Here is a 13,087-nt window from a genome sequence, read left to right as displayed (position 1 = left end):
CTTTCGGCAATCGCTCAGGATCAACTAAAGTTGAAACCTGTTGATAATCAGGCAGAAATAATTCTGGGCAGCTACGCTATATACTTTCATTTCAGGTAATGCTCAAACCGACAACGTTTGCCTCTTTTTAGACACCCTCTTCATTTTTGTCATATGGTATTACCACATTTCTTCAACTTCTTTTTTAATATATGCCAGTGCTGCATTGGAAGGAGGCTGTTTTTCCAATAGCTCGTTCAGAACGGCTTCTCTTAGCTTGTTGGCTGTTTCGGCTTGCATACCGGCTTTTCTGATTAATTGAATGGTTGCATTTTTGGCAGTTTTTACAATACTCCAACATTCATCACTCATATAGATCTGTTGTGCGATATTATGGTCAAACTCGCTTTCTATAGATCTTATCAAGAGGCCTTCATATTCATTTTTATCTGCAGAATCAGGTACGGTACGGGTAAGCAATTTAGCAGGGCTGATCCTTTCTAAAAACAGTGCTATCCGCTCGTACGCCTGCAGGCGGATCGGCATGGCATTTTTTTGAGCTTCTTTTTGAATCAGGTACCTTCTCCTGCCTTCTTCGTTCTTTGTATGCAGTTTAAAAAAGTAATATGCTATAGCCCCGGTAACAATAGCCGGTACCGTACAGGCAATTACATAAAAGATTAAGTTTTCCATGGTGATCAGTGGTTTTTTTGACGAACCTTAAACGAAAATAAGTAAAAATTGTTTGCACAAATAAAAGAAATCGGACAGTTTAATTCCCGTTTTTAATATTTTCTCTGACCCATAAATAGAAGGCATCAAATTTCGGATGAATACGTATGGTCGTCAGGTCTTTTTCTTCGGCAGTTATTGTGGCTATGATATCTCCAGCAGGCATTTCGAGATCATCTTTAAATAATTGGGTCATTGCAGCAGCTCTTGATGCATTTACATTGAGATCATTACCGCTATTTTCAACAGAAATGATCAATCCATTATGTTTTTTGGCTGCGGTAGCTATTTTTCCTAAGAATTCTTTGGCGGCAGTTTCTATTTTGTTGCTACCTGCTTTTGCTCCATATAAAAAGGAGTTATTGGTCAGAACGGTGATAGCTCCATTCTGTACTCCGATCTGAGCGTTCTCCCCTAAGGATTTTTTTAAATCAGTAAGTACAATAAGTGCGATAGAGTCGTTTGAACTGAAAGTGTCTCGGAGCCCTTTTAGCTGAGCTTCCTTGCTTTCCAGTGCTTTTAATGTTTTATTCATGCTATTGGATTGCTGAGTCGATGCTGAAAGAAACTTATTCATATTATTCAGCAGTTCTTTGTTGCTTTCAGACAGCTGGGTTACTTGTGCATCGAGGTTTTGAACTTTACGTTCGGCACTTCCAAGATCTCTTTGGGTCTTGGCGAGCAGGGTGGATGTAGAGTCGTATTTACTACTCAAAGATTCTACCTGATCTTTAAGGTCTTTTCTGCTTTGAGCCAATACACCTGTTGTTAAAAAAAGTAAAGTTAGAGTAGGTAAAAAATACTTCATCGTATAGGTATTAAGTTGTGAGAAATTTAAAATCGACGCAATGTATCAATTTTTAAAAAGTAATGCACACACATCCTGTTGAATTTAATTGTAGCATATGTGTATAATGATGTTTTTTGTGGTGTTTATAACATTGTAAAAACTACGCTTTGTGTGTACCACCCAAATACGGGCATTCTTTTAACCGTTGCATCCCGTCAAACGGAACTTTTTGCTTATTGTAATTATATGCCGCCGCCAGCGTCTGGGTCATATTTTTATCACCCAGGCTTACGTCAACATCATCCATTGTAAATTGAGAGGGGTGTTCATAACCACAAGCATGAGTTATCTCGAGTAATTCTTTTTTAAAAGTTTTAAAGTAAGAGAACAGGCGATCGCTTTTAAGCGGTACATCGATACCGTTTTGCAGCCATTTGTTTTGGGTGGCCACACCGGCCGGGCACCGGTTCGTATGGCATACCTGTGCTTGTATGCAACCAATGCTCATCATAGCTTCCCGGGCAACGTTTATACAATCTACCCCCATGGCAAAAGCCATTGCGGCCCGTGCAGGAAAGCCTAATTTACCACTGCCTATAAATACGATGTGATCGGCGATATCGTAATTTTTAAAAATACGATATACATCACTAAAGCCGTATACCCAAGGCAGGGAAACATGGTCTGCAAAACTTGGCGGAGCAGCACCTGTACCACCTTCACCACCGTCTACGGTAATGAAATCAGGACCTTTGCCGGTTTCTTTCATAATCTTCGCAAGCTCTTTCCATTCGTCGAGTTTTCCTATTGCTGCCTTGATGCCCACCGGTAAGCCTGTTTCATGGGCTACTTCTTCTAAGAAATTAACCAATTCATTTACATTATTGAATACAGAGTGGTTTGGAGGTGATAAAACATCTTTGCCTATGGGAACGTGTCGGATTTCCGCTATTTCTCTTGAGATCTTTTTTCCGGGTAATACACCGCCTTTTCCCGGTTTTGCGCCTTGCGACAGTTTAATTTCAATAGCCTTGACACAAGGATTCTCATCGACCAGCTTTTTGAGTTTTTCCATAGAAAAATTCCCTTCATCATCTCTTACCCCGAAATAGCCTGTACCTATATGAAAAATAACATCGGCACCTTTTTTATGGTAGGGAGAGAGTCCGCCTTCACCGGTATTGTGGTATGCTCCTGCTTTTTTAGCTCCGAGATTCATTGATTCTACGGCTTTTGCAGACAAAGAGCCAAAACTCATTGCAGAGATATTAATAACGGAAGCAGGGCGATAAGGTCTTTTTCTATTGTGGTATGCTCCCATTATTTTTGCGCAGGGGACAAATGAATAATCGGTTTTGTTGGGGTGCCCTTCAGGGAGTTTATAAGGGATCATGGCATTATTGATAAAGATATATTGTTGTGCATAAATATCTCTGTCAGTACCAAAACCTTCATAATTATTTTCACGTTTGGCGGAAGCATATATCCAACCCCGTTCAATTCTGTTAAAAGGCAATTCTTCTCTGTTGTTAGCTACCAGATACTGTCTTAGTTCGGGGCCGATACTTTCGAGCATGTACCTTATATGCCCCACAATAGGAAAGTTGTGGCTGATTGTATGCGAACGTTGCACAAAGATATCGCGGATGGCAATAATAAAAAGGATAATTAATACCCAACCCCACCAGGGAATGCTGCCAAGAAATAGAATAACTGTGTTTATCATATAATTAAGTTCCTAAATAATCGTAAACTATATTTATAAATGATCTTACACCTAACAATAAACCGCTTTCATCAATGTAAAAGTCAGGTGTGTGGTGTTGTGTTGTTTTTTCCGAAGGTAAATCTACGGGCTTTCCTCCTAAAAAGAAATAAAAACCAGGAACTTCTTTTTGAAAAAAAGAAAAATCTTCAGCGCCTGTTACTGCCTTGGTCAGATTTACATTTTCTTTTCCTGCTGCTTTTTGCAGGCTGGGAATTATCCGGGCAGTTAACTCCGGGTCATTGTAAGTTATCGGCAGTCCACTCGCAATCTCTATGGTCGCTTCCGCCCTGTATGCTTTGGCTATAGCCAGAACCATTTCCTTCATTCGTTGATTTAGTATTTTTTGCATGTCATAATCTAATGTTCTGATGGTGCCGATAAGCTCGACTTCTTCGGGAATAATATTATTTCGAACCCCTCCACTTATTTTACCGATAGTGATTACGGCAGCCTCTTCAGTTAATTTCATTTCCCTGCTTATAATGGTTTGGAGTCCATCGACAATTTTTGATGCAGCAAGGATAGGGTCTACTCCGTTCCACGGGGAGGAGCCATGTGCCTGTATCCCCTTAACTTTGATGACAAAGCGTTGCGCCGCAGCCATTATCCCGCCGGGCTTATAAATGATCTGTCCGACATTTAAGTAAGAACCTATGTGCAAGCCAAAAATTGCATCAACATCAGGAGATTTTAAAACCCCTTCTTTGACCATGAGTTCTGCTCCTCCTTCCTCTCCGGGAGGGGCACCTTCTTCGGCCGGTTGAAAAATAAATTTAACCGTTCCGGCAAAATCATTGTTTTTACTCAATACTTCAGCAACGCCCATCATGATAGCGATATGTGTGTCATGGCCACAGGCATGCATAACACCGGTTTCTTTCCCTAGGTAGGTGGTTGTTACTTCAGATTTAAACGGAATTCCGGTCCGTTCTGTAACAGGCAGTGCATCGATATCGGCACGTAAAGCCACTACTTTTCCCGGTTTTTTCCCTTTCAGTACTGCTACGACACCTGTTTTGGCAATTCCGGTCTGTACATCGAGTCCCAGGCTTTTAAGGTGTCCGGCAATTTTACCGGCGGTGTTGAATTCACGGTTTGAAAGTTCGGGGTGTTTATGAAAGTACCTTCGCCATTCAATTATTTTTTCCTCGATGTTTTCAATATCCCTTTCAATCTGTTCAGATTGTGCTGTCATGGTAGAAATACCAAATAAGACCATGATAAATAACAAAGCTTTCATGTTTTTGTTAATTGGTTGATAAGTTGGTAGCATTTTATTGGCACCGCCAAAGGGTATAATACCCCGAGGCTTGCCTCGAAATTAAAATTTGTTTCCGACCAATGCCTTGTGTGCTTGCACCGAGGTAGTTTACTCTTTTTGAGGGTTCTTTCTTTTAAAGATAGGATTTTTAAAAAGATGTTTATAAATATTTGGATTGAACTTTAATAATAGCCTCTTTATGGTTAAATTCACGGTTTGATTAATGATACAAGATAAAAGGCTTTGGAACAGTATATAGCAGAGTTAAATGAAGCGCAGAAAGCGCCTGTATTGCATAAAGACGGACCACTTATGGTTATTGCCGGAGCTGGATCCGGAAAGACACGTGTACTTACGTACAGGATAGCCTACCTGATGGAACAGGGGGTCGATCCCTTTCATATTCTGTCGCTTACCTTTACCAATAAGGCGGCGAGAGAAATGAAGCATAGGATAGCCCAGATCGTAGGAGCCAGTGAGGCAAAAAACTTATGGATGGGGACTTTTCATTCAATTTTTGCAAAAATACTCAGGATAGAAAGTGACAAACTGGGGTACCCCAGTAATTTTACCATCTATGATGCTCAGGATTCGCAGCGGCTTATTGCAGCGATTATTAAAGAGATGGGGCTTGATAAGGATATTTATAAATACAAACAGATCCAGAATCGTATTTCTTCTTTTAAGAATAGCCTGATAACTGTCCGGGCCTATTTTAATAATTCAGATTTACAAGAGGCTGATGCTATGGCCAAAAGGCCGAGAATCGGGGAGATTTATGAGGAGTATTGTAACCGTTGCTTTAAAAGCGGAGCAATGGATTTTGATGACCTGTTGTTAAAAACCAATGAGCTGTTGACCCGATTTCCTGAAGTCTTGGCGAAATATCAGGAGAGGTTCAAGTATATCCTGGTAGACGAGTACCAGGATACCAATCATTCGCAGTATCTGATCGTCAGGGCATTAAGCGACAGGTACCAGAATATTTGTGTTGTAGGAGACGATTCGCAAAGTATTTATGCGTTCAGGGGCGCGAACATTAATAATATCTTTAATTTCCAGAAGGATTACGATGGGGTGGAGGTCTATCGCCTGGAGCAAAATTACCGTTCTTCGAATAACATTGTTAAAGCGGCCAATTCCGTTATAGAGAAGAATAAGAGCAGGCTGGACAAGACGGTGTGGACCGCAAATGAAGATGGCCCTTTGATCAAGGTGCATCGTTCTGTTACCGATTCTGAAGAGGGGCGTTTTGTCGCTTCCTCTATATTTGAGAGTAAAATGCAACGCCAGCTGTCTAATGCAGATTTTGCAGTTCTCTATAGAACCAATTCGCAGTCTCGGGCTATAGAGGATGCTCTTCGAAAACGCGATATTCCATATAGGATCTATGGAGGGTTATCATTCTACCAGCGTAAAGAGATTAAGGACGTATTAGCCTATTTACGCTTAGTAATAAACCCAAAAGACGAAGAGTCCCTGAAGCGGGTTATCAATTATCCTGCCAGGGGGATAGGAGCCACAACCATAGATAAGTTGATAGTGGCAGCCAAACATTACAACAGATCTATCTTTGAGGTGATGGAACACGTTAGGAAGATAGACCTGAAACTGAACAATCCGACAAAACAGCGTTTAGAAGATTTTGTAACCATGATACGGAGTTTTCAGGTTATGAACGACAGTGCTAATGCGTTTGAGCTTACGGACCATATCATAAAGAAAACCGGACTTATCAGGGAAATGAAAAAAGATGGTACTCCTGAGGGAATTGCCAGGCTTGATAATATTGAAGAATTACTGAATGGTATAAAAGATTTTGTCGAAGGACAGAAAGAAATTGATGAGGCTACAGGGGCACTTACTGAGTTTTTAGAAGATGTTGCCTTAGCTACGGACCTGGACAATGATAATGAAGATGACGATCGGGTTGCCTTAATGACAATTCACCTGGCAAAGGGACTTGAATTTCCGAATGTATATATTGTCGGTATGGAAGAGGATCTGTTCCCATCGGCACTGAGTTTAAACACCAGAAGTGAATTAGAAGAGGAGCGGCGGTTATTTTATGTAGCACTTACCCGTGCTGAAAAACAAGCATACCTGACCTACACGCAAAGCAGATATCGTTGGGGAAAGCTGATAGATGCCGAACCCAGCAGATTTATAGAGGAAATAGATGATGTTTTCCTGGAATATTTAACCCCACCGTTAGATTCGGGATACAGGTTCAGGCCTATGGTTGATTCTGATATTTTTGGAGAGGTGGATAAAAGCAAATACAGGCAGACCAAACCTGTATCGGGAACACCGCCATCAGTGCCAAGGCCGAATGAAGAAAAGTTGAGGAAGTTAAGGAAGTTAAAACCTGATCTGGGGCAGCCTGTCGCCAGTAATAATATTGCTCAAAACTTATCGGAAGGCAGTAAAGTAGCGCATACGAGATTTGGCAGGGGCTGTATTATCAAACTTGAAGGTGTGGGCAATGATAAAAAGGCTGAAATAAAGTTTGATAACGGCAGTGTGAAGAAGTTGCTTTTAAGGTTTGCTAAATTGGAAGTGTTGGATTGATTTTATATTATACTTTATAATTATGGCCGAGTTAATTCGTATTTATGAAGAGAACCCTAATCCCAGGGAGATAGCCAGGGTCGTTGAAATCCTTAAGAAGGGAGGGTTGATTATATACCCGACAGATACGGTATATGGCTTGGGCTGCGATATTACAAATTCCAGGGCGTTGCAAAAAATAGCCCGTATCAAAGGGGTGAAACTTGAAAAAGCTAATTTTTCATTTATATGTGCCGACCTGAGTAATTTATCCGATTATGTTCGTCAGATAGATACGCCTACGTTCAAGATATTGAAAAGGGCATTGCCGGGACCTTATACTTTTATTTTACCGGGAAGTAATAACCTGCCAAAAGACTTTAAGAAAAAAAAGACTGTCGGAATCAGGGTTCCTGATAATAGTATAGCCAGAGAACTTGTAGAAATGCTGGGGAATCCGATTGTTTCGACTTCAATTCACGATGAAGATGAGTTATTGGAATATACTACAGATCCCGAGCTTATCATAGAAAAGTGGGACAACCTGGTAGATGTTGTAATTGATGGCGGTTATGGAGATAATGTGCCTTCAACTGTTATCGACCTATCAGAAGAGGAAGTAATAGTTGTTAGGGAAGGAAAGGGCTCGCTTGATATTTTATAGGCAATAACTTTCACAAAACAAAAAGAACAACCCGTAAATAATTGTAATAGAAAAAGGCTTCGAAGTTACATCGAAGCCTTTTTTATATTTTTTATTCAACCGATTAGTTGATTTTAGGATCTTTCATTCCTTCTTCGATCATGTTGTAGAACTGATCCAGCTTAGGAAGCACAACGATTCTGGTTCTTCTGTTTTTCGCTCTGCCATCTTTACTTGAATTGTCAGCTACAGGAATGTATTCACTTCTACCGGCTGCGGTCATTCTAGCAGGGGCAACACCAAAGTCATTCTGTAAAATTCTAACAACTGAAGTCGCTCTTAACACACTTAAATCCCAGTTATCTTTAACGCTGGCTGTAGCGATTGGCACGTTATCTGTGTGACCTTCAACCATAAATTCGAAGTCCGGTTTGTTCTTAACTACAGTAGCAACTTTTCCTAATACTTCTCTTGCTCTTGCAGTTACTTTAGTACTACCGCTGGAGAATAATAACTTATCAGAGATAGAAACATAAACCACACCTTTTTCAACGCTGATTTCGATATCTTCATCATCGAGGTTTCCTAAAGCTCCTTTTAAGCTCTGTACCAATGCCAGGTTAACTGAATCCCTGCGCGTAACAGCATCCTGGAGTTTTCTGATGGTAAGGTCTTTTTCCTGAAGACTTTCCAAAGATTTTTCTAAGTTCTCAGCACCCTTTTTAGTCAGGTCTGTGAAATTACCAATTTGGTTAATAAGGTCTTTATTGCTTTCGCTAAGTCTTGCAATCTGGCTATTTAATGAAGATTTTTCTTCTAGACAAGAATTTAATTTAACTGTTGCAGAATTTAAAAGGTCTTGTGACTCCTTGTACTTGGTCTCTAACTCCGTATATTTCTTTTGAGACACACAAGAACTTAATAATACGGTTAATCCTAAACCGTAAAAAAGAATTTTTTTCATAACTAACATGCTTAATTTAAAGTTCAACCAAAAATATTAAAATATGTTAAAACAAAATAGGAGTTTATCGTTAATCTTTTACTAAACTGCTATAGTGTTTTCTTTTTCTTACGAAATAGGACCATACTATGGATGTGCATGCATGGTATTTTTTATAACCATACAATTTCTGTCTTTTTTTCAATAAGTTCGGAAGGTTCCAGTAATAACTCATATGAGCCCTGAATATTGCATAGAGGTGCTGCAATTTAAATTGAAATAAAAAGCGCACTGCTGCTATACCGTCAAGAACCAGGCGCAAAAGAATTAAAGGAAAAACTCTCGACAGAGGTAAATTCTTGGTCAATGAATACAATGAATTCCTGAAGTTTAAAAAGGTCTTTTTGGGGTTCATGTTATTCAGGGTGGCTCCTCCGACATGAAATATATGAGAAGTACCTGTATAAACGGTTTTATAACCTCTGTTCTGTGCTCTCCAGCACAGATCAATTTCTTCCTGGTGAGCAAAGTAATCTTCGTCAAAACCTCCCAAAGTATCAAAAATGTGTTTTCTTATAAACATACAGGCTCCGGTTGCCCAAAAAATTTCCTTAATATCATCGTATTGCCCGTTATCTTCTTCCAGTGTTTGAAAAACCCTGCCACGACAGAAAGGATATCCGAACATATCTAAAAAACCTCCGGCAGCACCGGCATACTCAAAATATGATCTTTTTTTAAAATCAAGAATCTTTGGTTGGGCGATAGCGACTTTTTCATCCTTCTCAAATAAATGGTAAAAAGGTTCAAGCCAGTTTTCAGTGACTTCAACATCGGAGTTTAAAAGGCAATATACGTCTGCTTCAATATGTTTAAGGGCATCGTTATATCCCTTGGCAAATCCGCCATTTTCCATATTGGCGATGATATTGATTTCAGGAAACGACCGCTTTAGGAAGGGGATTGATCCATCTTCCGATGCATTGTCTGCTACATACACCGTTGCTCTTTCGGAATATTTTAAAACAAAAGGTATGAATTGTTCCAGAAGGGATTTTCCGTTCCAGTTTAGAATTACAACAGCTATTTGGAGATCTTTATTCAATGATATTCAGGTAAATCTTTTAAAAAAATATAGTGTTCATTTTCATAATCCAGCTTACAAAAATAGTGCCTTAAACCATTGGTCACCATTAAAAAGTCTGCTTTAAGCGTCAGGTTATATCTGGCTATCTGATCGAAAGTTTCCTGCGTAATGTTAACAGAAGGGGCTTTACATTCGACAACCACGTTAATAGTTCCGTCGGGGTGATAAACAATCACATCATATCGCTTGTTTAAGCCGTTGATTTTTAACGATTTTTCTACGTTTATAAGTTGCTTGGGGATTTTTTTTTCCCGGATCAAAAACTGAACAATGTGTTGCCGAACCCATTCTTCCGGTTGAAGCACCACAAATTTTTTGCGAATCTCATCGAAGATCTGGATATTATTTTCGCTACTTTTGAAGCGAAAGTCATATTTTGGAAGGTTCAGTTTTTGCATCAGGCAAATATGCAAATTACCTGGCAGATTACACAACATAAAATATTGTAATTGTTCAGGACTTGTTTTAATCATAATACTTTTTAATGGAAGAGGTTAAACAGATAGTGACAGACATACGAAAAGGAGATATCAGGCCCATTTATTTTTTAATGGGTGAGGAACCCTATTATATAGATAAGATTGCCGAATACATAGAAAGTAATGTGTTATCTGAAGAAGAAAAAGGGTTTAATCAGATGGTGCTTTACGGTCGTGATGTATCGGTAGAAGAAGTGGTTTCTAATGCCAAGCGTTTTCCTATGATGGCAGAGCGGCAGGTGGTTATCCTAAAAGAGGCTCAGGAGCTGAGCAGGACCATAGAAAAGTTTGAAGGGTATATCGAGAATCCCCAACCGACAACGGTATTGGTTATATGTTATAAATATAAAACTATTGATAAACGGAAAAAACTCTATAAGGCTTTAAAAAAGGCCGATGCTCTTTTTGAATCTAAAAAGCTCTATGAGAATCAAGTGCCGGATTGGATCAGGAGGGTGCTGGCCGGTAAGAATTACAGCATTAGTGTAAAAGCCTCACAAATGCTGGTGGAGTTTCTGGGAACGGATTTGGGGCGTATCAATAATGAGCTCGAAAAGTTACAGATTATATTGCCCGGGGGTACGGAGATCACGCCAGAAATCATTGAGGAAAACATAGGGATCAGTAAAGATTACAATAATTTTGAATTAAGAAAGGCTGTCGGGGACAGGGATTTTTTAAAAGCGACAAGGATTATAAGTTATTTTACTCAAAACCCAAAGGACAACCCTTTGGTTGTTACCGTTTCATTGTTGCATAATTTCTTTTCCCAGTTATTGCAGTATCATGGGTTGACCGACCATTCCAAAAAGAGTGTGGCAGCAGCTTTAAAGATCAACCCTTATTTTGTCGGAGAATATCAGGCAGCAGCAAGAAACTATCCGATGAAGAAGGTGAGTATGATTATTTCTCACCTTCGGGAAATTGATGTGAAAGGGAAGGGGGTAGGAGCTAATTTGACCCAGGCCGATCTGTTAAAGGAATTGTTGGTAAAGATAATGGCATAGCCTTAAATGTTTTTCCTGTAAACGATGCCTAGTCTGCCGTACTTTTAAACTTCTTAATGGCCTCATTTGGCTCGATAATATTATAACCTTTCCAAAAGGCCGGATCGTATTTCGACAGGTATTGGGGAACTGCATCCGGTTTCTCCTTAAAGTTATTGAAAAGGGCTTCTTCGATGGGGGTATTTTCAAATACAATCATTTCAGTTTTATCGGTATTTCTTACAACAAAGTTCAGGTCACTGGCAATTTCGTTTTGCTTTCTTCGGCCTTTAACATGTTTGTTTTTTTCGATAATTTTAACGGGACGTTTAAAACCTACCCTTTGTCCTTCTGTTTCTTCGGCATATTTCAGAATGTATTTGTTTCTGCTGTTTTTTTCGTAAAGCAGGGTTCCTTTATGTAAATATTGGTTTAGGGAAACTCCCAGTAAGCTGAACCTGCGTAACGGTTTTACATTTTCATAATCAACTCTTATAACGGCAAAATCGTCTGCATTAATATAGATGGTGCCTTTATAATCGGCACTATATTTTGGAATGAATGAAACCTTGTATACCGTATAATCGTGTAGCGTTGTCAGGTTTTCCAGCTGAAACTCATATTTTCGATCCTTATGAATGAAATTCAGGTCAGCTCCTTCAAAAATGAAACTCTTGTGCTGCAACCGGGTGATGGCCTGTTTCCTGAACTGCAAGAACCTTTCTTTTCGATCTTTCTCCCGTTTTTGTTGTTCTTCCAAAGCAGCTTGTGCATCTTTTAGCTGTTGGTTGTCTCCATCGCCAAAAAAAGAAGAGTCGATTTCTGTTTTAGTGCCGATAAGGCCTGATTTGATTTTAAAGTAAGAGTCTCTCTTAACTCTTTTTTTAACGATACCTTGTAGTTTTTCCGTGATAGCCTTTACAGACATTTCATTGTTCTTATCATAAAGACGGGAAGCCTTTATGATATCTAGTTTTGCCTGGAAGTTTTCGTCAGCTATCTTACCGTAAAACTCACCCAACACCTCTGAATGATGTGAGCTGTGCGACGGGACTGCATTTACCAGGCTGTCTACAAACCGTTGATTAAATTCAGGAATGGAGCTTTTCGTTAGTTTTGCTTCTTTTCTTTCTATATCGGTATAATAAGAACTCCGTACAAAAAGTTTTTGTTTCAGGAAATTGTGATCGTAATTCTTTTCAAGACTGTCTTTAACCCGTGTTATGATTTCATCGATAGTATAATCTTTATTTAAGAGGACAATTTCATCGAGCTCAATATCCTTAGGTTTTAATGCGATAATTGAGTCATTGAAGTCGCGAAGCAGCATCGCTTTCTCCTGATATCCCAAACAACTTATATATAATGAATCGTGCGCTTTGGTACTATCGGGCAAGTAAAAAGTGAATTGGCCGGATTCTGAACTTATAATGCCTGTTTCTTTATTTACTGAAATGGTAGCAAAGGGGACAGGTTTTCTGTTCAGGCTGTCTATGACTTTACCTGTGACGGTTTGTTGAGCAAAGGTAAAATGACCAATGAAGAAAATAAAAGACAGGTGGTAAAATGATTTCATATGTTTGATTTTATGGTTTGAAAATAAAATATTACATACGAAGTTGTATCTGCTTTAATATTTCCTTAGCTTGGATTTATAACTAATTAACATTATCACCTACTATTTAACAGTTTTTAAGGAGAAGTGTCGTATTCAAGAGCTATCGGTATTCATAATACGTCCAAATTAACGAGTCTTGTAATGTTTTGAGAATTTGCTCCGGGATGGACAGCTATGAATTTACGGGGTAG

11 protein-coding genes are annotated in these 13,087 nt (G+C 39.2%); 3 read left to right on the top strand and 8 right to left on the bottom strand.

Annotated features, from left to right (window positions below):
- Positions 1–159 precede the first annotated feature (159 nt).
- The 4 genes from MQE36_RS13965 to MQE36_RS13950 all read right to left on the bottom strand — a co-directional run bounded on the left by MQE36_RS13965 (position 160) and on the right by MQE36_RS13950 (position 4,509).
- On the bottom strand, positions 160–672 hold the full coding sequence (locus tag MQE36_RS13965; protein ID WP_242936591.1) for a DUF7935 family protein: 513 nt from the start codon (positions 670–672) through the stop codon (positions 160–162).
- A 79-nt stretch (positions 673–751) separates the two neighbouring features.
- Positions 752–1,519, bottom strand: a complete 768-nt coding sequence (locus tag MQE36_RS13960) for a hypothetical protein (RefSeq protein WP_242936590.1) — start codon at positions 1,517–1,519, stop codon at positions 752–754.
- 142 nt (positions 1,520–1,661) lie between these two features.
- Positions 1,662–3,227 (bottom strand): FMN-binding glutamate synthase family protein, encoded by a 1,566-nt coding sequence (locus MQE36_RS13955; RefSeq protein ID WP_423242464.1) that lies wholly within the window; start codon positions 3,225–3,227, stop codon positions 1,662–1,664.
- 4 nt (positions 3,228–3,231) lie between these two features.
- On the bottom strand, positions 3,232–4,509 hold the full coding sequence (locus MQE36_RS13950; protein ID WP_242936589.1) for an amidohydrolase: 1,278 nt from the start codon (positions 4,507–4,509) through the stop codon (positions 3,232–3,234).
- 264 nt (positions 4,510–4,773) lie between these two features.
- Here MQE36_RS13950 and MQE36_RS13945 point away from each other — a divergent pair, with 264 nt between their 5' ends.
- Together MQE36_RS13945 and MQE36_RS13940 are read left to right on the top strand one after the other, a co-directional pair.
- Positions 4,774–7,101 carry an ATP-dependent helicase gene (locus tag MQE36_RS13945; protein ID WP_242936588.1) on the top strand — a complete coding sequence of 776 codons (2,328 nt, stop codon included), beginning with the start codon at positions 4,774–4,776 and terminating at the stop codon, positions 7,099–7,101.
- Between the two features lie 22 nt (positions 7,102–7,123).
- Positions 7,124–7,744, top strand: a complete 621-nt coding sequence (locus MQE36_RS13940; protein WP_242936587.1) for an L-threonylcarbamoyladenylate synthase — start codon at positions 7,124–7,126, stop codon at positions 7,742–7,744.
- 103 nt (positions 7,745–7,847) lie between these two features.
- Here MQE36_RS13940 and MQE36_RS13935 read toward each other — a convergent pair whose 3' ends face one another.
- From MQE36_RS13935 to MQE36_RS13925, 3 genes are all read right to left on the bottom strand, one after another.
- Complete coding sequence (locus tag MQE36_RS13935; protein ID WP_242936586.1) at positions 7,848–8,687, bottom strand: OmpA/MotB family protein; 840 nt, start codon at positions 8,685–8,687, stop codon at positions 7,848–7,850.
- Between the two features lie 70 nt (positions 8,688–8,757).
- Positions 8,758–9,771: a glycosyltransferase family 2 protein gene (locus MQE36_RS13930; protein WP_242936585.1), complete on the bottom strand. Its 1,014-nt coding sequence runs from the start codon at positions 9,769–9,771 to the stop codon at positions 8,758–8,760.
- A complete protein-coding gene (locus tag MQE36_RS13925) occupies positions 9,768–10,211 on the bottom strand; it encodes a type I restriction enzyme HsdR N-terminal domain-containing protein (protein WP_242938856.1) in 444 nt (147 codons plus the stop codon). The genes MQE36_RS13930 and MQE36_RS13925 overlap by 4 nt, the downstream gene beginning before the upstream one ends.
- Before the next feature lie 86 nt (positions 10,212–10,297).
- Here MQE36_RS13925 and holA point away from each other — a divergent pair, with 86 nt between their 5' ends.
- Positions 10,298–11,299: a DNA polymerase III subunit delta gene (gene holA / locus MQE36_RS13920; RefSeq protein WP_242936584.1), complete on the top strand. Its 1,002-nt coding sequence runs from the start codon at positions 10,298–10,300 to the stop codon at positions 11,297–11,299.
- A gap of 28 nt (positions 11,300–11,327) precedes the next feature.
- Here holA and MQE36_RS13915 read toward each other — a convergent pair whose 3' ends face one another.
- The gene (locus MQE36_RS13915) at positions 11,328–12,854 is read right to left on the bottom strand and encodes a carboxypeptidase-like regulatory domain-containing protein (protein WP_242936583.1); all 1,527 of its coding nucleotides are present in this window, start codon (positions 12,852–12,854) and stop codon (positions 11,328–11,330) included.
- Positions 12,855–13,087: the final 233 nt, after the last annotated feature.

This window comes from Zhouia spongiae (assembly GCF_022760175.1).
In the GTDB taxonomy this organism is placed as follows: domain Bacteria; phylum Bacteroidota; class Bacteroidia; order Flavobacteriales; family Flavobacteriaceae; genus Zhouia; species Zhouia spongiae.
Note: the sequence above shows the minus strand (reverse complement) of the source record. Positions and strands in the feature narration are given on the sequence as shown.